This window comes from Bacteroides sp. GM023 (genome assembly GCF_014750685.1).
In the GTDB taxonomy this organism is placed as follows: Bacteria; Bacteroidota; Bacteroidia; order Bacteroidales; family Bacteroidaceae; genus Bacteroides.
Window position 1 is genome coordinate 182,785 of sequence record NZ_JAAXGE010000006.1, and the last position, 20,604, is coordinate 203,388.

The 20,604-nt window shown below is 43.2% G+C and carries 20 protein-coding genes and 1 tRNA gene; 12 read left to right on the forward strand and 9 right to left on the reverse strand.

The window, feature by feature from the left end:
• Window positions 1-142: 142 nt before the first annotated feature.
• Together HC965_RS14420 and HC965_RS14425 are read right to left on the reverse strand one after the other, a co-directional pair.
• Complete coding sequence (locus tag HC965_RS14420; protein ID WP_191032121.1) at window positions 143-301, reverse strand: hypothetical protein; 159 nt, start codon at window positions 299-301, stop codon at window positions 143-145.
• 608 nt (window positions 302-909) lie between these two features.
• Entirely contained in the window at window positions 910-1,128 is a 219-nt protein-coding gene (locus tag HC965_RS14425) for a hypothetical protein (protein ID WP_191032122.1), read from the reverse strand.
• Between the two features lie 148 nt (window positions 1,129-1,276).
• On the opposite strand from HC965_RS14425, the gene HC965_RS14430 reads away from it, so the two are divergent.
• A complete protein-coding gene (locus tag HC965_RS14430; RefSeq protein WP_191032123.1) occupies window positions 1,277-1,711 on the forward strand; it encodes a hypothetical protein in 435 nt (144 codons plus the stop codon).
• Between the two features lie 674 nt (window positions 1,712-2,385).
• On the opposite strand, the gene HC965_RS14435 is transcribed toward HC965_RS14430, so the two are convergent.
• The 3 genes from HC965_RS14435 to HC965_RS14445 form a co-directional block, all read right to left on the reverse strand.
• Window positions 2,386-3,843, reverse strand: a complete 1,458-nt coding sequence (locus tag HC965_RS14435) for an aminoacyl-histidine dipeptidase (protein ID WP_191032124.1) — start codon at window positions 3,841-3,843, stop codon at window positions 2,386-2,388.
• A gap of 93 nt (window positions 3,844-3,936) precedes the next feature.
• Window positions 3,937-4,599 carry a DUF1349 domain-containing protein gene (locus tag HC965_RS14440; protein ID WP_191032125.1) on the reverse strand — a complete coding sequence of 221 codons (663 nt, stop codon included), beginning with the start codon at window positions 4,597-4,599 and terminating at the stop codon, window positions 3,937-3,939.
• Window positions 4,600-4,704: 105 nt separating this feature from the next.
• Window positions 4,705-5,691, reverse strand: a complete 987-nt coding sequence (locus HC965_RS14445; RefSeq protein WP_191032126.1) for a lysylphosphatidylglycerol synthase transmembrane domain-containing protein — start codon at window positions 5,689-5,691, stop codon at window positions 4,705-4,707.
• Window positions 5,692-5,806: 115 nt separating this feature from the next.
• Between HC965_RS14445 and rsmA the strand changes: the two genes are divergently transcribed.
• The 5 genes from rsmA (at window position 5,807) to HC965_RS14470 (ending at window position 10,798) form a co-directional block, all read left to right on the forward strand.
• A complete protein-coding gene (gene rsmA, locus HC965_RS14450) occupies window positions 5,807-6,607 on the forward strand; it encodes a 16S rRNA (adenine(1518)-N(6)/adenine(1519)-N(6))-dimethyltransferase RsmA (RefSeq protein ID WP_191032127.1) in 801 nt (266 codons plus the stop codon).
• 71 nt (window positions 6,608-6,678) lie between these two features.
• Window positions 6,679-8,019: a magnesium transporter gene (gene mgtE, locus HC965_RS14455; RefSeq protein ID WP_191032128.1), complete on the forward strand. Its 1,341-nt coding sequence runs from the start codon at window positions 6,679-6,681 to the stop codon at window positions 8,017-8,019.
• 85 nt (window positions 8,020-8,104) lie between these two features.
• On the forward strand, window positions 8,105-9,958 hold the full coding sequence (locus HC965_RS14460) for a DUF349 domain-containing protein (RefSeq protein WP_191032129.1): 1,854 nt from the start codon (window positions 8,105-8,107) through the stop codon (window positions 9,956-9,958).
• Window positions 9,959-10,172: 214 nt separating this feature from the next.
• Entirely contained in the window at window positions 10,173-10,385 is a 213-nt protein-coding gene (locus tag HC965_RS14465; RefSeq protein WP_191032130.1) for a type II toxin-antitoxin system HicA family toxin, read from the forward strand.
• A 14-nt stretch (window positions 10,386-10,399) separates the two neighbouring features.
• Window positions 10,400-10,798: a type II toxin-antitoxin system HicB family antitoxin gene (locus tag HC965_RS14470; protein WP_191032131.1), complete on the forward strand. Its 399-nt coding sequence runs from the start codon at window positions 10,400-10,402 to the stop codon at window positions 10,796-10,798.
• A gap of 221 nt (window positions 10,799-11,019) precedes the next feature.
• Here the strand turns inward: HC965_RS14470 and HC965_RS14475 are convergent.
• Window positions 11,020-11,090: transfer RNA gene (locus HC965_RS14475), tRNA-Gln, on the reverse strand.
• Between the two features lie 262 nt (window positions 11,091-11,352).
• On the opposite strand from HC965_RS14475, the gene rsfS reads away from it, so the two are divergent.
• From rsfS to HC965_RS14490, 3 genes are read left to right on the forward strand one after another with little or no spacing between them, the layout of a single operon-like run.
• Window positions 11,353-11,712, forward strand: a complete 360-nt coding sequence (rsfS, locus tag HC965_RS14480) for a ribosome silencing factor (protein ID WP_167962365.1) — start codon at window positions 11,353-11,355, stop codon at window positions 11,710-11,712.
• 9 nt (window positions 11,713-11,721) lie between these two features.
• Window positions 11,722-13,857, forward strand: a complete 2,136-nt coding sequence (gene ftsH / locus HC965_RS14485; RefSeq protein ID WP_191032132.1) for an ATP-dependent zinc metalloprotease FtsH — start codon at window positions 11,722-11,724, stop codon at window positions 13,855-13,857.
• 35 nt (window positions 13,858-13,892) lie between these two features.
• Window positions 13,893-14,735, forward strand: coding sequence for a phosphatidate cytidylyltransferase (locus HC965_RS14490; protein WP_191032133.1), 843 nt, complete (start codon window positions 13,893-13,895; stop codon window positions 14,733-14,735).
• Between the two features lie 107 nt (window positions 14,736-14,842).
• Here HC965_RS14490 and HC965_RS14495 read toward each other — a convergent pair whose 3' ends face one another.
• From HC965_RS14495 to surE, 3 genes are all read right to left on the reverse strand, one after another.
• Window positions 14,843-15,613, reverse strand: coding sequence for a NigD-like protein (locus HC965_RS14495; RefSeq protein WP_191032134.1), 771 nt, complete (start codon window positions 15,611-15,613; stop codon window positions 14,843-14,845).
• Between the two features lie 93 nt (window positions 15,614-15,706).
• Window positions 15,707-16,843 (reverse strand): lipid-A-disaccharide synthase, encoded by a 1,137-nt coding sequence (gene lpxB, locus HC965_RS14500; protein ID WP_191032135.1) that lies wholly within the window; start codon window positions 16,841-16,843, stop codon window positions 15,707-15,709.
• Between the two features lie 52 nt (window positions 16,844-16,895).
• Window positions 16,896-17,675: a 5'/3'-nucleotidase SurE gene (surE, locus tag HC965_RS14505; protein WP_191032136.1), complete on the reverse strand. Its 780-nt coding sequence runs from the start codon at window positions 17,673-17,675 to the stop codon at window positions 16,896-16,898.
• Between the two features lie 354 nt (window positions 17,676-18,029).
• Between surE and HC965_RS14510 the strand changes: the two genes are divergently transcribed.
• From HC965_RS14510 to HC965_RS14520, 3 genes are read left to right on the forward strand one after another with little or no spacing between them, the layout of a single operon-like run.
• Entirely contained in the window at window positions 18,030-18,794 is a 765-nt protein-coding gene (locus HC965_RS14510) for a ParA family protein (RefSeq protein ID WP_022138067.1), read from the forward strand.
• Between the two features lie 11 nt (window positions 18,795-18,805).
• Window positions 18,806-19,696 carry a ParB/RepB/Spo0J family partition protein gene (locus HC965_RS14515; RefSeq protein WP_167962353.1) on the forward strand — a complete coding sequence of 297 codons (891 nt, stop codon included), beginning with the start codon at window positions 18,806-18,808 and terminating at the stop codon, window positions 19,694-19,696.
• Entirely contained in the window at window positions 19,697-20,584 is an 888-nt protein-coding gene (locus HC965_RS14520; protein WP_191032137.1) for a DUF5683 domain-containing protein, read from the forward strand.
• Window positions 20,585-20,604 lie beyond the last annotated feature (20 nt).

Genomic DNA, 20,604 nt, shown 5'->3' on the forward strand with positions numbered 1-20,604 from the left:
CCTGTCACAGATTACCACTTAATGCGCTGGCTATAAAGCAGTAATGACGTGACAGCAAGGGGTGACAGCACTGTGACAACAAAAATGCCGTCACACTCTCTCTCCCACAAAAAAACAGAAGATAAGCAAAGTTAAAATTCTATCAATCGCCAATATATTTCCTGGCATCCCAAGTTACTAACTTTATATCTCCTGCATCTATGATTCGTTGCGTGCCTTGAAACAAATTGTCCCCCCACTTGGAACTACCAGTTCCATTACGCGAAACTCTAGTTTCACCGGTTTGAAACTGGAGTTTCATAGGCTTGAAACTTTAGTTTCATCAGCTTGGAACTATTTGTTTCAAGGCGTTGGAACTAGAGTTTCACACCGATGAAACTATGGTTCCAAGGAATGGAAGCAATATAGAGTGCCTGACTTGACTTCCTTAGGGGATATATTTAATATGACAGTAAGATATAGTGGTTTTCCGATAGCGAAATAGAAGGATATTGTACTAGCAAGGCATAACAGTATTGCAATAGCAAAAGATAGTGTCTTAAGATAGCAAAATATAATGCCATTAAGATAGCAGAACATAGTGTTGTTAGGATAGCAAAACATAGCGTTATTGTGACAGCAATCCTTCTGTCACAGTGCCGTCACCCCTTGCTGTCACGTCATTACTATTTTACAATCAGTGCATTAAGTGGTAATCTGTGACAGATGACAGCAAATTATCAAATATAAAACCTTGTGTAGTAAGTTTCGTCCAATATGAATTTATACAAAACTTCTTGCATTTCTTTCCTTATTTCCAATATATTTCAAATAAATCATTTATCTTTGTCATACGCTTTCCGCTCATCAGCGTGATGAATAGGCAGAAAGCGGTTTTTATTTCTTAATGAAGTAAAAGTGTATTATCCTTCATTCTCTAAAATAGCAAATCTTAGCAAAGAAGGATGATACGGCAGATACTTCACGTGAACGGCTGTATATCAACATATCCGTAAGAGATGTGTTATATATAAACGATTGACGTGAATGTCTGTCGATATCATTATCTTTTGCGAAGGTATTGCTAGCCTTGAGGATGGATAATGGTGCGACAGCATTCACGTCTTTCTTGTATCCGGTCGGTTTCATAAGCCGCAATATTCCCTAAATTGTCCCCACTCATCGGACGACAAGAAGTGTGAATGCTCGTTGTACTAATATAAATGAATAAAGCATTGATAGACAATTAGATGCATTATTCACCCTTATTGTATAACACATAAAAAAGCAAACATTTATGGCACAATGGATTACCATAGAAGAAACAGCCGAGAAGTACGGATTTGAAAAAGAATACGTTTGGATTCTGATAGAAATGAGAGAAATCACCGTATGCTACGAAAGACCCGGCGTCGACATCATAGACGACGGAAGTGTTCAGGACTTTATAAACCGGAACAAACACGGGCTTACATTAATGTATATTGAGAAGCTGGAGCGATTTTGTATAGACAAATCGAAACTTTGCTCCATATATATGTCACTTTTGGGCAAACAAGACAAGGAAATCGGAATGTATGAAGAAACAAAAAGTCAATGCGACGTACTACAAAAGAAATGCTTGGAACAGTACAAGTGGATACGTAAATTAGAACAAGAACTGTCACTGGAACAGACAAACTGCCGCAAGTGTTGGCTGCGAAGAATCTGTTTGAAGATTTGGAGATATTGAAATTGTTAGTCTACCAGAGATATGATAGATATAAAAAAAGTGGGGATATCGTTTTCAATAACGTATCCCCACTATAAACTTAGTTAATGCACTTTTTCTCATTTCTCAATTCTGTACCCCCATGCAAGCATTTCGTTACGACCTACTTCACTGAGGATTTTTCTTACTAAAGAACTCATTTTCTTTGCCATAATCTTTAAACCTTTAAAATTACTAATTCCTGAAAACTAAAAACTAAAACTTTTCTTCGGGGTTCGTATTAATAGTCGAATATCCCCAAACATGTACGTCGGCTTCGCCGAGCTTTCTAAACAATCTTTTTAACCTTTTCATGTTGTTATCCTTTCGTTTACATGTTATATAACACAAAAATAGGGCCTTTGTTTATAGGTTGTATCTAAAAAAGGCGGAATTTTATGTTTTATAGCATATTAATTGACTTGCATCAATTAATTTAATTATTAAGAAACTATTTCGTAACATAAGTGACAGTAAACCGACAACAAAGTGGCAGGGAATAAGATAACAAAGTGGCAGTAAATAAGACAAAAAGGCACGGAAGAAATATCATCCGTGCCTTTTTCTATACGATACCTATTATATAGATACCTATTATATAATAGAAAAGAATAAGCTATATAATAGGAAAGAATACGTTATATAATACGTTTTTTTTATTTCATTGGAGTCTGCTCCAAAGTAGCTACGAGGAAGTCATAGAACTTCTGTACGGTAGGAATCAACGCTCTTTCGTCCGGCGAGTGCGGAGAACGCAATGTCGGGCCGAAGGAAATCATATCCAATCCCGGAATGATAGCACCAATAATACCACATTCCAAACCTGCATGAATCACTTTCACTGCGGGTTCTACTCCAAACTGCTGTTTATAAGATGCTTTCATCGCATGCAGAATCGGTGAATTAACATCGGGCTGCCAACCGGAATAGCCGCCTGTCATCTCCACCTTCATTCCTGCCATAGAGAAGCAAGACTCAAGACTGGTAGTCAGATACTCCTTCATGCTATCAGAAGAGCTGCGAGCCAAAATCTTAATAGCCGCTTTGCCTTCACCAATCGTTATGATAGCAAGATTGGAAGAAGTTTCCACTGTATCAGGCACAGTAGGAATCATACGCGTCACGCCATTCTGACAAGCAAAGATAGCATCAATCAGATTATCCTGAATTTCTTCGGGCACTTGACCTGCCGGAAGTTCCACACGTTCTGCCGTAAAGCTAATCGGAGTTTCGATAGCCGAATATTCTTCATTGAACAGGTCTTCGCAGTATTTCACCAAGCCCAGCAATTCTTCTTCGTTCTCAGCAGGGATAGTAACGATGGCGTGCGCTTCACGTGGAATGGCATTTCGCATATTGCCACCTTCCCAGCTAGCCAAACGAGCTTCATAACTGGCAACGGCTTCACGGATAAAGCGAACCAGCAATTTATTGGCATTGGCACGGCCTTCATTGATTTCCAATCCGGAATGTCCGCCACGCAAGCCTTTCAGGGTTACTTGTACAGCGATGTCACCTGCTTCGGGAGCTACCTCCTTATATTCTAATGTAGCAGTGACGTCCATACCTCCGGCACAACCGATATACAATTCACCTTCGTCTTCCGAGTCAAGGTTCAGAAGAATTTCCCCATTCAATGTACCCGGCTTCAATCCAAAAGCACCGAACATTCCGGTTTCTTCGTCTTTGGTAATGAGGGCTTCCAATGGACCATGTTTCAGGTCTTTGGCTTCCAGTACGGCCATGATGGCAGCTACGCCAAGTCCGTTGTCAGCGCCCAGGGTAGTACCTTTCGCTTTCACCCAGTCGCCATCTATATACGTTTCAATCGGGTCTTTTTCAAAATCGTGCACGGTATCGTTGTTCTTTTGAGGAACCATATCCATATGCGCCTGAAGAATTACACCTTTCCGGTTTTCCATGCCCGGAGTTGCGGGTTTGCGGATAATCACGTTGCCTGCTTCGTCAACAAAAGATTCCAGTCCCAAGCCTTTTCCGAAATTAATCAGGAAGTCAGTCACTTTTTCCATGTGTCCTGACGGACGGGGAATTTGAGTCAACGAATAAAAATGCTTCCACACGTTCTGTGGAGCTAAAGAAAGAATTGTACTCATAACAAATATTTTAAAACTGTTTTAAATCTAATAATTAAACAGTGGCAAGTTATGGAAAAGTTTTCAGATGGCAAAGGACGTTAGCAAAAACATTCACTCCAAAGACAACATTCGCATATCGTCCAAGGCTTTCGGCTGATATTTTATCTCGCTGAATATTCCCGTAAAGCCGTCTCCGCGAGAGCCGTGTGCCGCAAAACCGACTTTGACTTTTCCTTTCGTCTCCAGATTGAAATTTCTCACCATCAACCAGTTTTTATTATCAGAGGAATAGAAGAATGAGTATTCCGAACCATGCTTCACCACCGCCATGTATGCGTAATCGCCTGTCGGCATGGAGTTGCAGTCATCGGAAAAAGTACGGGTGACGACGGAAACGATTGTCGGCTGGAGATTGACCGAGTTCTCATAGCATAACTTCGCCCAAACATCATCGTCCTGATAGATTACGAGGGCTGCCACGTCATAAATTGATTTCAACTTGCCCGCAACCCGTGCGCTCATGGTAAAATCAGCTTCCGGCTCAAAGAGGATAAGCGGGGCGTTCGTCACTTTCGATTTGCCGGAAGGGCTATTGAAAAGGTTCGTCTTTCCGGCGGCGGTGATACTGATACGGTCTTTTTCTATTTGATAATCGACGGGGCGGTTATGGATAATCAGGTTGTGCGGGATGGTGGAAATACGTTTGTCGATATTCTGCGCTAATGCAGGGATAGCCAAAAGAAAGGACAAAATAAGGTAGATGACTCTTTTCATAAATGTATCGTATTAGTTTCGGACAAAAATAGATACATTTGTCGGTTTTTCTTTGTAATATCGTACTAATTAAATAGAAAAGAATACACACTTTTAGCTAAAATATCATTCCCGATGTCTATTGGTAAACGGCAAAGCTGCAAAGCCATAGATGCCCAGTAAAACGACCAAAAGGGTTTGGATACCGTGTACAATCAAGGCAAAAATTCCGGCATCTGTCACGTTTACTCCATAAAGCATCATCATAGAAATGACGGCGAAGTGCCACGGCCCTGCTCCGTTGGGAGTAGGTACAATTACGGCGAATGTACCACCTACAAACATGACCAATGCTGCTAGTATGCCTAGGTGGGCGGTGAAAGCAAAGCAATAGAACGTAAAATAGAAATGGAAAAAGTAGCATGCCCAAATAGCTAGTGTATAGAATATAAAGAGGGGGATATTGCGCACGCTTTTCAACGACATGATGCCTTCCCAAATATTAAGTACAAAACCTTTCACTTTTTCATAGAAAAACAATGTCTTTCGCAAATAATAGAGGAGTACTCCCACTCCGATAAAACAAAACAGGACAATGTAGAACCAAACGGACGTCAGAAGATGCAGAAGGGAAGGTATCTTCGTTCCGGTCTGCTGAAGGAAAGTGACAAATACCGGCATTTGCAGCAATACGGTAACGCCTGTTATCAGAAGGATTGTCAATGTATCGACCAGTCGTTCGGTCACGACTGTGCCCAGTGATTTGGCAAATGATACATTGTCATATTTGGCTAATATACCACAGCGGCTCACTTCGCCGATTCTAGGGATAACCAGGCTGGCGGCATAGGAAACAAAGATAGCGTTCACACAATCGCTTCTTTTCGGAAAAGCGTCCAGCGGCTCCAGCGTCTGCCGCCATCGCCAGCCACGAAACACTTGGGCAAGGACTCCGAACAATAGTGAGAAAAGCATCCACCACCAGTTTGTGCCGTGCATCAATACATCGCCCACCTTTGTAAAATCAAAGTCGCGATATACCCAAAACAAGATAAAGCCGCCCAAAACAATCGGTAACACTAGTTTTAGCGTCTTTTTTAATAGTTTCTCCATTCTTTATTCTTCGATTAGCTGCGCTGGCACATCATTTATTTTTTTAAATAGTGGCACGTTCTTCATTTAAAAGAATTACCTTTGTCGGCTGCAAAAGTAATTATTTAGTTGGTAAATGAAATTAGTAAAGCCTAAAAAGTTTCTCGGACAGCACTTTCTGAAAGATTTGAAAGTTGCGCAGGATATTGCCGATACCGTCGACACTTTCCCCGAATTGCCTATTCTCGAAGTGGGGCCGGGCATGGGAGTATTGACCCAGTTTTTGGTAAAAAAAGACCGGTTGGTGAAAGTCGTAGAAGTTGATTATGAATCGGTTGCCTATCTCCGCGAAGCCTATCCGTCACTGGAAGACCATATCATTGAGGACGACTTTCTGAAGATGAATCTCAACCGGTTGTTTGACGGCAAGCCTTTCGTTCTGACCGGTAATTACCCGTATAATATCTCCAGCCAGATTTTTTTCAAGATGCTGGACAATAAGGATATTATACCCTGCTGCACAGGTATGATTCAGAAGGAAGTGGCCGAACGTATCGCAGCCGGACCGGGCAGCAAGACGTATGGCATCCTTAGCGTACTGATACAGGCATGGTACAAAGTGGAATATCTGTTCACGGTGAGCGAACATGTATTCAACCCGCCCCCCAAAGTGAAAAGCGCCGTTATCCGCATGACGCGCAACGAGACGAAAGAGCTGGGATGCGACCCGAAGCTATTCAAGCAAGTGGTGAAAACTACTTTCAACCAACGCCGCAAAACATTGCGCAACTCCATCAAGCCGATTTTAGGAAAAGACTGTCCGCTGACAGAGGACATATTATTCAATAAACGCCCGGAACAACTATCGGTAGAAGAATTTATCGACCTGACCAACAAAGTGGAACAAGCATTAAAGGCGGCCGGAAACAACGGATAGTTAGTTGGCAAGCGAAAGTGAGCAGAGAACTGGATTTTGTAATCGTAAATCGTAATTTGTAACAGACAACAATGAACGAGGAATACATTGACAACGTAAAGCATCTTATCGAACAGAAAGAGGGAGATAAGGTAAAAGAACTTCTCATCGACCTTCATCCGGCCGACATCGCTGAATTATGTAACGACCTGAACCCGGAAGAAGCCAAGGCAGTCTACCGTCTTCTCGATAACGAGGTAGCCGCCGACGTACTGGTCGAGATGGACGAGGACGCCCGTAAGGAACTTCTCGAAATGCTTCCTTCGGAGACTATCGCCAAGCGTTTCGTCGACTACATGGATACGGACGACGCCGTAGACCTGATGCGTGAACTTGACGAGGACAAACAGGAAGAGGTTCTTTCACACATTGAAGATATCGAACAGGCGGGAGATATTGTCGACTTGTTGAAGTATGACGAGAATACTGCCGGTGGTTTGATGGGTACGGAAATGGTACTTGTCAATGAGAACTGGAGTATGCCCGAATGTCTGAAAGAGATGCGCCAACAGGCGGAAGAACTGGACGAAATCTATTATGTGTATGTCATCGACGATGACGAACGTCTGCGGGGTATTTTTCCACTGAAGAAGATGATTACTTCTCCGTCTGTATCGAAAGTGAAACATGTGATGCAGAAAGACCCGACTTCCGTACATGTGGATACGCCTATCGACGAAGTGGTGCAGGCGATTGAGAAATATGACTTGGTGGCGATTCCCGTTGTCGACAGTATCGGCAGGCTTGTCGGGCAAATCACCGTCGACGACGTCATGGACGAGGTTCGTGAACAGTCGGAACGTGACTACCAGTTGGCTTCCGGTCTTTCGCAGGACGTAGAAACTGACGATAACGTGCTCAAACAGACAACGGCACGTCTTCCGTGGCTGCTTATCGGTATGATTGGCGGAATCGGGAACTCCATGATATTAGGTAATTTCGACTCTACTTTTGCGGCTCATCCCGAGATGGCATTGTATATCCCACTCATCGGCGGTACGGGTGGAAATGTCGGTACACAATCTTCGGCCATTATCGTGCAGGGATTGGCTAACAGTTCGCTGGACGCTAAAGACACTTTCAAACAAATCACAAAGGAAGCGGTGGTGGCTTTAATCAATGCCACTATTATTTCGCTGTTGGTATATACTTACAACTTTATCCGGTTCGGAGCGACGGCTACGGTCACTTATTCCGTATCTATCAGCTTGTTTGCCGTGGTGATGTTTGCTTCCATTTTCGGAACACTGGTACCGATGACGCTTGAGAAATTTAAAATCGACCCTGCCATCGCGACAGGCCCCTTTATAGCCATTACAAATGACATCATCGGTATGATGTTGTACATGGGAATTACGGTTTTATTGTCATAAAAACAAGATAAACAAAAAAAAATAAGCAAAATAGTATGAAGTAATCGTTTTATTTCATTAATTTGTGACCCAAAACTAATATACAATGATGGACGCTCATGACACTAATCAACCCTTGAACCAAGGGGAATTAGAAGAAGAAAAGAAAACAGCCGAGGTTTCTGAACCTATTACAGAGACTCCGACTGAAGAAGTTACTGCCGAAGTTCAACCTGAAGCAGCTCCTAAACCTGCCACGAAGGAAGATGTACTAAACCTGTTGAAAGAGCTTGCGCAAGATGCTGAGAATGCGAACAAGCAGGAAATTGACAATCTGAAACAATCATTCTACAAGTTACATAATGCCGAACTGGAAGCTGCCAAAAAGGAGTTTACAGACAACGGTGGCGCGGTTGAGGACTTTGTTCCGCAAGAAGACCCGACAGAAGAAGAGTTCAAGCGTCTGATGGGAGTCATCAAAGACAGGCGAAGCAAACTGGTTGCCGAGCAGGAACGACAGAAGGAGGAGAATCTGCAAGTTAAACTTTCCATTATCGAAGAACTGAAGGAGTTGGTGGAATCCGGAGACGATGCCAACAAGTCCTATACGGAATTCAAAAAGCTGCAACAGCAATGGAATGAGACGAAGTTGGTTCCGCAAGGCAAAGTGAATGAACTTTGGAAGAATTACCAATTATATGTAGAGAAGTTCTACGATTTGTTGAAACTGAATAACGAATTCCGTGAATATGACTTCAAGAAGAACCTGGAAATAAAGACGCATCTCTGCGAAGCTGCCGAAAAGCTGGCTGACGAGGAAGATGTGGTTTCTGCTTTCCACCAGCTTCAGAAGCTACATCAGGAATTCCGTGACACGGGTCCGGTAACGAAAGAGTTGCGCGATGAAATCTGGAACCGATTCAAGGCTGCGTCTACGGCTGTCAACCGCCGTCACCAACAGCACTTTGAGTCCTTGAAGGAAGTGGAGCAGCATAACTTAGACCAAAAGACCGTTATCTGCGAAATCGTAGAAGCGATAGAGTATGCCGATCTGAAAACATTCTCTGCCTGGGAAAACAAGACGCAGGAAGTGATTGCTTTGCAGAACAAATGGAAGACCATCGGTTTTGCTCCGCAAAAGATGAATGTGAAGATTTTCGAACGTTTCCGCCATGCCTGCGATGATTTCTTCAAGAAAAAGGGAGAATTCTTCAAGAGCCTGAAAGAGGGAATGAACGAGAACCTGGAAAAGAAGAAAGCGCTCTGCGAACAAGCGGAAGCCTTGAAAGACAGCACCGACTGGAAAACGACTGCCGACGCGTTGACCAAACTCCAAAGAGAATGGAAAACGATTGGTCCGGTATCCAAGAAACACTCGGACGCTGTTTGGAAACGTTTCATCTCTGCTTGCGACTATTTCTTTGAACAGAAAAACAAAGCTACTTCTTCCCAACGTTCTGTTGAGATAGAGAACATGGAGAAAAAGAAGGCATTGATTGAAAAGCTATCTGCCATCGACGAAAACATGGATACGGAAGAAGCCAACACACTCGTTCGGGATTTAATGAAAGAGTGGAATTCTATCGGTCATGTACCTTTCAAAGAAAAAGACAGACTGTACAAACAGTATCACACGGTCATCGACCAACTGTTTGACCGTTTCAACATCAACGCTTCCAACAAGAAGTTGAGCAACTTCCGTTCAAATATCAGCAACATACAAGGCAGCGGCTCACAATCCCTGTACAGAGAACGTGAAAAGTTAATGCGTGCCTATGAGAATATGAAGAATGAGCTTCAGACGTATGAAAACAATCTGGGCTTCCTTACTTCTACTTCTAAGAAAGGCAGCAGCCTGCTGACGGAATTGAACCGCAAGGTGGATAAGTTGAAAGCTGACTTGGAATTGGTACTGCAGAAAATCAAGGTGATTGATGAATCTATAAAGGCGGAAGAATAATCTTTCGGGCGATTTTAGAAAATATTAAAAACTAGTCTTACGTTCATTGAGCGATAAGACTAGTTTTTTATTATTATCAAATAAGAATCGCATTATACATCCATCACACATCTTTTTCTTCACAAGACAGAACAATAGAAATATTTCCATTGTTTTATTCCTATTAATAGAAATATTTCCTATCTTTGTACTCACCAAACGAATCAAACAGAAAATGAAATATACAGAATTTCATAGAAAAATAACAAAAAACAACTGGGTATTCAGCCATGCATCAGGTAGTCATTATTTCTATAAGAAGGAAATAAAAAACAAAGAAGGAAAGGTTATCGAAGTTATCTGTTCACCACCAGTACCTTATCACGGAGCAAAGGAAATGCCCGAGCCCTTGAAAAGAGCAATTACAAGAGATATGAATCTAGTTTAAGGAAAGGAATTTATATGGAAAAACTAATTATTAACATCGGAGCAAGCAAAGACCACTTTGGCGCATATGCCGAAAATGCAAGCGGCATCTATGCAGCCGGCAATACTGTAGCAGAAGCCAAGAAGGATGTATTGGAAGCTATACGGTTGATTAAAGAGAACCTTCCTGAATCTCAATGGCCGGATATTATCAAAGGAGAATACACTATTGAATGGAAGTACGACACACAATCTTTATTGCAGCATTACAGCGGTATCTTCACCAATGCAGCATTGGAAAGAATGACAGGAATTAACCAAAAGCAATTATGGAACTACGCCAACGGGATTTCAAAGCCCCGTGAAAATGTGCGTCGTAAAATAGAAAAAGCTTTGCATTCCTTAGGAGAAGAGTTACTGACTCTATCCCTTTAATTTGCAAGACGACTTTTCTACTAAAATTTCTATTGCCAAGGAAGACTTCACAGCAGTATAACATTCAGATAAATAACAACCAGAAAAGAATGATAGCTAATTTTCCAGTAAAGTCACCGAATTAGCGTCAAACTTTTTTCGGATGGCATTTGTCAAAGCACAAAAAACCCGCTAAAATTGCATTTTTAGCGGGTTTTTGTCAGTAAAAAGCTGGTGGTTTGTTGGGCTACCTGGATTCGAACCAGGAATGACAGGACCAGAATCTGTAGTGTTACCATTACACCATAGCCCAATGATTTTCGTTTGCGGGTGCAAAGATACAAATAATCTGGAAATTCAAAACATTTCTGCTGTTTTTTTTGCTAAAATCCTCAAATTAGCTTTCTATTGGCAAGTATCTCCACTAAAAAACACAAAAATTGGGGTATAACTTTCTTGTATCCAATAAATCAGCGTATATTTGTCAAAAATATCACGTTTATAATCAGAAACAAAGGACAGTCTTTTTTTGTTATAAACTAAAAGAACATGAATTATTAATTTCAATTGTAAGAATGAACGATACTAAAGTATTAATTGAAAAAATAAAAGAAGGAATTCAAGAGAAAAAAGGTAAAAACATAATTATTGCCGATTTAACCAGTATAGAAGATACCATCTGTAAATATTTCGTTATCTGTCAGGGAAACTCTCCCAGCCAAGTTAGTGCCATCGTAGATTCAATCAGAGAATTTACACGCAAAGGTGCTGACACCAAGCCTTTTGCGATTGACGGACTTCGGAATGCAGAATGGGTTGCCATGGACTATTCTGATGTATTGGTACATGTCTTTCTGCCGGAAGTCAGAGGTTTCTACAACCTTGAACACCTTTGGGCAGATGCCAAACTTACTCAAATCCCTGATTTAGACTAATTTACGATTATGGACAATAATAATAGCAATAATAACAATGGCAATAAACCTAACAATAAGGTTAATTTGCCGAAGTTCAATCTGAACTGGATGTATATGATTATTGCCCTGATGCTTCTCGGCCTCTGGTGGGGCAGTGATTCAAAGGGTGCTGGAAGCAAAGCTGTTACTTACAGCGAGTTACAGGATTACGTCAAAAATGGATATATCAGCAAGGTGTTGGGCTATGAAGATAAGTCCATCGAAGCGTATCTGAAACCTACCGCCGTAGGTGCCGTGTTCGGCGCAGACTCTACGAAGGTAGGACGCAACCCTATCATTACGAGTAGAGCGCCATCTACCGATAAGCTGGAAGAATTCTTGCAGGCTGAAAAAGAAGCCGGTCACTTTGACGGTACATCGGATTATCCGCCTAAGTCGGATATATTCCCTGCCATCCTGATTCAGATACTTCCTCTTGTATTGCTGGTTGCCTTATGGATATTCTTCATGCGCCGCATGAGTGGTGGTGGCAGCGGTGGCCCCGGCGGTGTGTTCAACGTAGGAAAATCAAAAGCACAACTTTTCGAAAAAGGTGGTTCTATCAAAATCACATTCAAGGATGTGGCAGGTTTGGCAGAAGCCAAGCAGGAAGTGGAAGAAATTGTAGAGTTCCTGAAAGAACCGCAGAAATATACAGACCTGGGTGGTAAAATCCCTAAGGGTGCATTGCTGGTAGGCCCTCCGGGAACCGGTAAAACGTTGCTTGCCAAGGCTGTTGCCGGTGAAGCGAATGTGCCTTTCTTCTCTTTGGCGGGTTCTGACTTCGTGGAAATGTTCGTGGGTGTAGGTGCATCCCGTGTCCGCGACTTGTTCAAGCAGGCAAAGGAAAAGGCTCCCTGTATCGTCTTTATTGACGAGATTGATGCCGTGGGACGTGCTCGTGGCAAGAATCCTGCAATGGGTGGAAATGATGAACGCGAGAACACGTTGAACCAGTTGCTGACAGAGATGGACGGTTTCGGTTCCAACAGTGGTGTTATCATCCTGGCAGCTACCAACCGTGTAGACGTATTGGATAAGGCGTTGCTTCGTGCCGGACGTTTCGACCGGCAGATACATGTAGACCTGCCCGACCTGAACGAACGTAAAGAAGTATTCGGCGTACATTTGCGCCCGATTAAGATAGATGATACAGTAGACGTAGATTTGCTGTCACGCCAAACTCCGGGATTCTCCGGTGCGGATATTGCCAATGTCTGCAATGAGGCGGCATTGATTGCAGCCCGTCACGGTAAGAAATTCGTAGGCAAACAGGATTTCCTTGATGCCGTAGACCGTATCATTGGTGGTTTGGAAAAGAAAACCAAAATTACGACGGAAGCAGAAAGACGTTCTATCGCGCTGCATGAAGCGGGTCACGCTTCTATCTCCTGGTTGTTGGAATATGCTAATCCGCTGATTAAGGTAACAATCGTTCCTCGCGGACGTGCGCTAGGCGCTGCCTGGTATCTTCCGGAAGAGCGTCAGATTACGACTAAGGAACAGATGCTTGACGAGATGTGTGCAACTCTTGGCGGACGCGCAGCCGAAGATTTATTTGTCGGCCGTATCTCTACGGGTGCCATGAACGACTTGGAGAGAGTAACGAAACAGGCCTATGGCATGATTGCTTATTTAGGTATGAGCGACAAGTTGCCGAACCTGTGTTATTATAATAATGAAGAATATTCTTTCAACCGTCCATATAGCGAAAAGACTGCCGAACTCATCGACGAAGAAGTCAAGAAGATGGTGAACGAGCAGTATGAACGTGCCAAGCAAATTTTGGCTGAACATAAAGAAGGTCACAACGAACTGACGCAGTTGTTGATTGACAAAGAAGTTATCTTTGCGGAAGACGTTGAACGCATCTTCGGAAAACGTCCGTGGGCGTCCCGCTCGGAAGAAATCATGGCTGCGAAAGAAAGTCAGGATGCTGCTAAGGCTGAAAGGGAGTTAGCTGAAAGGCTGAAAGGAGAAGAAAAAGAAATCAAAGAAGAGGAAGCTGAAAATACCGCAGAAGAAAAAGCTGCTACAACGGAAACGAAAGTAACCGCAGAAGGAACGAAAGTGACCGTAGAGAGAAATACATCTACGGAAGCAGAAACGAATGAGGAAAAATAAGCTGCCAAAATCCAACTAATTAAAACACGCTGATTTTGATTAACAATTTTATAAAACGAGCTATTACGGGTGTACTCTTCGTTGCCATCCTGGTGGGGTGCATCCTTTACGATTCATTCAGCTTTGGTATTCTGTTCACTATCATCAGTGCGCTGACTATTTATGAGTTCGGGCAGTTGGTTAATCTGAGGGCAGAAGGAGTTAAGATTAACAAGACAATCACAATGCTGGGCGGAGCCTATTTATTCCTTGCAATAATGGGATTCTGCATTGACGCAGCCGATTCGAAGATTTTCATTCCGTATGTACTATTACTACTCTATATGATGATTAGTGAATTGTATCTGAAGAAAGAGAATCCGGTACTCAACTGGGCTTTTTCTATGCTTAGTCAAATGTACATCGGTCTACCTTTTGCCATGTTGAATGTGTTGGCATTCAATTATGACCCGACATACAGCAGTGTTGCTTACAATCCGATTTTACCATTATCCATCTTCATATTCCTTTGGCTGAACGACACAGGTGCATATTGCATCGGTTCGCTTATCGGCAAACACAGACTGTTTGAACGTATTTCACCAAAGAAGTCTTGGGAAGGTTCTATCGGCGGCGGAGTGGTAGCTATCGGTGTTTCTTTTGTACTGGCTCACTATTTCCCGTTCATGTCCATGTGGGAATGGGCAGGATTGGCATTAGTAGTTGTCATATTCGGTACATGGGGTGACTTGACGGAATCACAGCTCAAACGCCAGCTTCACGTTAAGGATTCGGGAACAATTCTTCCTGGACATGGCGGAATGCTCGATCGGTTTGACAGCGCTTTGATGGCTATTCCGGCGGCAGTAGTTTACTTGTACGCATTGACTTGGATTTAATCCGGTTCTTCTTTAAGAAGAATAGAACTGCAATAAAAAAATAAAGGTCGGGAACTTCATTGGAAGTATCCCGACCTTTTTCACACACAGTAAATCATAGTCAGAGGTTATCGGATTGAAGAAGTAGAATGTACATCCTTCGCTTTTTCCGGTACACCCACCGGATGTTCGAAGTCAAGTACGATAACTTTCCCTTCTCCATTTTCTTTTGAGTTTATTGTAACCTTAAAGCCTTTCATCGGTGTTGTCTCACCTTCTTTCGGTGTCGGATAGAATTTCTCCAAATTATAGGAAACTCGTCCCCAACCCCAATAACCGGTCTTATCATCATACGTATTATAACGCAGTTCCAAGTGTACATAACCGTCTTCTGCCACTTTTAGTGGCGTCGGTTCTTCCACACCAATCAGGTTTTGTACAAGGCTGATACGATGTTTCTCAGAACGGGGAATATTCTGGCGGAAGATAACATTCAGGAACTTTCCACCCAACCACATATCGCCTTGATAAATCACGATAGGGTCATTCCCGAATTCTTCGGACTCTTCTTCAGTTTTCATCTCTTCCACTTCTTTGGTCAACACATCCTGAACGCCTTCCATCTTTACCTGTACACCACCTTCGACATCAACCAAAGGATTAAAGAACGCAACTACACGCTCACCATCCACAGGTTTATACCAGGGAATAGAAGTGCTGACCGGGTCAATTGTTCCCCAACGGTCACCTTCCAAATAATATCCGCCACCACCAGTTGTATGAACTGTCGCCCAGTCCCAACTGAAATCTCCTATCGAATAACCGTCATCATCACATGACTGCAACATCGGCACTAATGCCAGCAATAAAATACCTAAAAACCACTTAATTTTTTTCATATCGTTTTTCCTTTCTTTTTTAACCTTCTGTACTATAAATAAAAAAGCCGTGCAAATATTGCATCGGCTTTACGTTTATTCAGAAAAAGAAAGTTATTTTTTCAACAAGGCCAGCATTTCACGTGCTGCATGACGGGGAGCGCCGGCAGGTCCCAACCGCTCCGCCATATACTCGTATTCTTTAAGCATCTGCTTTCTATACTTCTCATTTTCAAGTATATTCTTCAATTCCTGCTGCATATTCTTCACGGTCATCGTATCCGCTACCAGCTCTTTCACTACTTCTCGGTCGGCAATCAGATTGACCAATGAGATAAATCTCACCGTCAGAATATGGCGCCGCAAGAATGAAATAACTTTCCCGATAGGAGTATGATAACAAACCACTTGGGGAACGCGAAACAAAGCCGTCTCAAGAGTAGCTGTACCCGAAGTGACCAAAGCCGCATCCGCGTGCTGCAAAAGCCGATATGTCTGGTCAAAAATGATTTTCACTTTCGCATCGCCCATGTATTGCTTATAGTATTCGGGAGCAATGGCAGGAGCTCCAGCCAAAACAAGTTGATAATCAGGAAAAGCGGATGCCGCCTTCAACATATCCGGCAGATTATCCTTTACCTCCTGCTTCCGGCTTCCTGCCAAAAGGGCGATTATCGGTTTATCTTCCAGTTGGTTCTCTGCTACAAATGCTTCAAAGTCTTTCGGATGTGCTTCCTGATAGGCAGTAACCTCATCTACCGTAGGATTGCCTACATAATGAATGGGGTACTGGTGTTTTCCTTCGAAAAATTCCACTTCGAAAGGAAGGATAGAGAAAAGCTCATCCACATCACGTTTTATATTCTTGATACGGTATTCTTTCCATGCCCATATCTTCGGAGAAATATAATAGTAAACCGGAATCTGCGTCTTGGCATGCACAAATTTGGCAATATCGAGGTTGAATCCCGGATAGTCCACCAGGATTACTACATCAGGATTCCAGGAAACGATATCTTCCTTGCAACGTTTCATGTTTGCAAAGATGGTGCGTAGATGGAGCAACACTGGAATAAATCCCATATAGGCCAGTTCCTTATAATGCTTTACCATCGTTCCGCCGACAGCAGCCATCAGGTCGCCCCCGAAAAAACGAAAATCAGCCTGCGGGTCTTCCGCTTTCAGGGCAGCCATCAGATGGGATGCGTGCAAGTCGCCGGATGCTTCGCCGACAATCAGATAATACTTCATATTTAATAGATTACTGATTATGAAGAATGAGGAATGAGGAAAAGAATGTCATTCATTTCCCATTATCATTTATCCATTTGTTCAATTCGCCGATAAAGTCATAAGCCGTCACATCAACGGTAGTCGGAGTGATAGCCACATAGCCATTTGCCAGCGCCCAGTGGTCGTTCTTCTCATTTTCAGGTTCGTGGTCTGTAAATTCACCCGCCAGCCAAAAATAATTCGGGTCGGTCAGACGGGGGCAGGCAGTCCATTCGTTGCTCCAGTGTCCTTTTGCTTGTTCACAGACCTTTATTCCTTTTATATCAGTTGTATTCGGGAAGTTCACATTAAGACAAGTCAGAGGGGGAAGTCCTTTCTCCAGTATCATCGCGGCAATGCTGCGGATATAAGGGCCGGCAGCATCAAAATCGGCATCCTGCGCATGATCGCACAAAGAGAAGCCTATGGAAGGAATTCCATTCAGACAGCCCTCAATCACCACTCCCATCGTACCGGAATAATGCACATTTGAAGCCGAATTATCTCCGTGGTTGATACCGCCGACTACCAAATCCGGCATTCTGTCGAGTACTGTGTTTCGTGCCAGTTTGATACAGTCGGTCGGTGTACCCGTACATTTATAGACCGTCAATCCTACTTCTTTCTTGACCAGTTGATAATGAACAGGCTGCGTCACCGTCAGCGCACAACCGCTACCCGAACGCGGGGAATCAGGCGCCATTACTACAATATCCCCCAAAGGGCGAAGAAACTTCACCAGTTCATTAATGCCTTTAGCCATCACGCCATCGTCATTCGATACGAGTATCAACGGCTTTTCATTTTCCATATATTCAATCCTTTCCTTTTTAATATTCGCACAAAAGTAGCAAAAAGAAGCCGTACCGCCAAACCCTCTTTCCATCATATGAAAAGTATCTTCCCACCCCCACTCTCACCCGTTTACAAATCTTAATCTTCTGCAAGCGAGCAAAAAAAGAAATAAATATCCAATATAAATATGTATATTTGCAAGCTCACAAAGAGAAAAGTAGATGGGGAACCTGTCTTGGTTTTGTAACCGTTTCGTCCGACAGTTATTAACAAAACAGGTGACTTATCAACAGAAATTGCAAAGTTTCTCTTTTTTCGTAGGCGCTCTAAGGATTTATCACTTATTTCGCTGCCAATAAATTTAGAGAATATGGGAAAAATTATTGCTTTGGCCAATCAAAAAGGCGGTGTAGGAAAGACTACGACTACGATTAACCTCGCAGCCTCACTTGCTACACTCGAAAAGAAGGTACTCGTGATAGATGCCGACCCGCAAGCGAATGCCTCTTCCGGACTGGGAGTAGACATCAAGCAGTCGGAATGCACTATCTATGAATGCATTATTGACAGAGCCAACGTACAGGACGCTATCCTCGACACAGAAATTGATTCTTTAAAAGTAATCTCTTCGCACATCAATCTTGTAGGAGCAGAGATTGAAATGCTGAACCTCCCAAACCGCGAAAAGATTCTGAAAGAAGTGCTCACACCCTTGAAGAAAGAATATGACTATATTCTGATAGACTGTTCTCCTTCATTAGGACTTATTACGATTAATGCCCTGACAGCGGCGGACTCGGTGATTATCCCCGTGCAAGCCGAATATTTCGCTCTCGAGGGTATCAGCAAACTGCTGAACACCATCAAAATCATCAAATCGAAACTGAATCCGGCTCTTGAAATCGAAGGATTCCTGCTCACGATGTACGACTCACGTCTGCGCCAGGCCAACCAAATCTACGATGAAGTGAAACGACACTTCCAGGAACTGGTATTCAACACGGTCGTTCAACGGAATGTCAAATTGAGCGAGGCTCCCAGCTACGGTATCCCGACCATCCTTTACGATGCGGACTCTACCGGCGCCAAGAACCACCTGGCTCTTGCTAAAGAGATTATCAACCGAAATAAATAAAAGAAGAAGATATGGCAACACCAAAAAGAAATGCATTAGGACGCGGACTTGACGCCTTGCTCTCAATGGATGACGTGAAAACCGAAGGCTCTTCTTCCATTAATGAAATAGAGTTGGCGAAGATTGCCGTCAATCCCAACCAGCCGCGCCGTGAGTTTGACGAAACGGCTTTGCAGGAACTGGCTGACTCGATTGCCGAAATCGGCATTATCCAACCTATCACTTTGCGTAAAGTCTCGGACGATGAATATCAGATTATCGCCGGGGAACGCCGTTACCGTGCTTCGCAAAAAGCGGGACTGAAAACAATCCCTGCTTACATCCGCACCGCCGACGACGAGAACATGATGGAAATGGCGCTGATTGAAAATATACAGCGTGAAGACCTGAATGCCGTAGAAATCGCACTTGCCTACCAGCATCTGCTTGACCAGTACGAACTGACACAGGAACGCTTGAGCGAGCGTATCGGCAAAAACCGCACGACAATCGCCAACTATCTGCGCCTGCTGAAACTGCCGGCTCCTATACAGATGGCATTGCAAAACAAACAGTTGGACATGGGACATGCACGTGCGCTCATTTCACTGGGCGACCCTAAACTACAAGTTAAAATATTCGAAGAGATACAAGAGCACGGATATTCCGTCCGTAAGGTAGAAGAAATTGTTAAATCATTAAGCGAAGGAGAAGCCGTGAAAAGCGGTACGCGGAAAATAACTCCGAAACGTGCCAAACTTCCGGAAGAATTCAACTTACTGAAGCAACAGCTCACAGGCTTTTTCAATACCAAGGTACAACTCACTTGCTCCGAAAAGGGGAAAGGAAAAATCAGTATTCCTTTCGGCAACGAAGAGGAACTGGAACGTATCATGGAAATCTTCGATACGTTAAAGAAGTAAATGACTAGAATAAGTAAGAAATATCAGTTACCCGTCATCGCCCTGCTTCTCTGTTTTCTACAGGTGGCAGGGATTGATGTGTATGCACAATCCACTGTCACTCCGGTGCAGAAAGACACAACTATCATGCAGCGGGAAGCGCCGAAAGCCCGTGCCAGAAGGCATCGTGAACCGACGGCACAGGATTCGCTGAAGAAAGATTCCATCCGGATTATACCGTCCAAGGAACTTCCTTCCGTTGATAGCCTGTCGGCTGCCAAGATACAGATAGCGGACAGCCTGGACGCAGTGAACAAGAAGGAGTTGAAAAAGATAGAACAGCCTGCATCTATCATTGTCAAGACAGACACAGTTCCGCCACCCACACAGGATATTAACAAGAAGATATTTATCCCAAACCCGACCAAAGCGACCTGGCTGGCAGTCGTATTTCCCGGTGGTGGACAGATTTACAACCGTAAATACTGGAAGTTACCTATTATATATGGTGGATTTGCCGGTTGTGCGTATGCATTGAGCTGGAATGGCAAGATGTATAAAGACTACTCACAAGCTTATCTGGACATCATGGACAGCAACCCGAACACCAAAAGTTACGAAGACTTGCTGCCGCCCAACGCTACTTACAACGAGGAGCAGTTGAAAAATACATTAAAACGAAGAAAAGATATGTTCCGGCGTTATCGGGACCTTAGTATATTTGCATTTATCGGAGTTTATCTTATCTCTATCATCGACGCATATGTGGATGCAGAGTTGTCCAACTTCGATATAACTCCCGACTTGAGTATGAAAGTAGAACCGGCTGTTATCGACAATAACAATCAGTTCCGCTCGAATAGTTTTAAGAACAAGTCGGTTGGCTTGCAATGCGTATTACGATTTTAAAAAACACAATTTAGATTGAT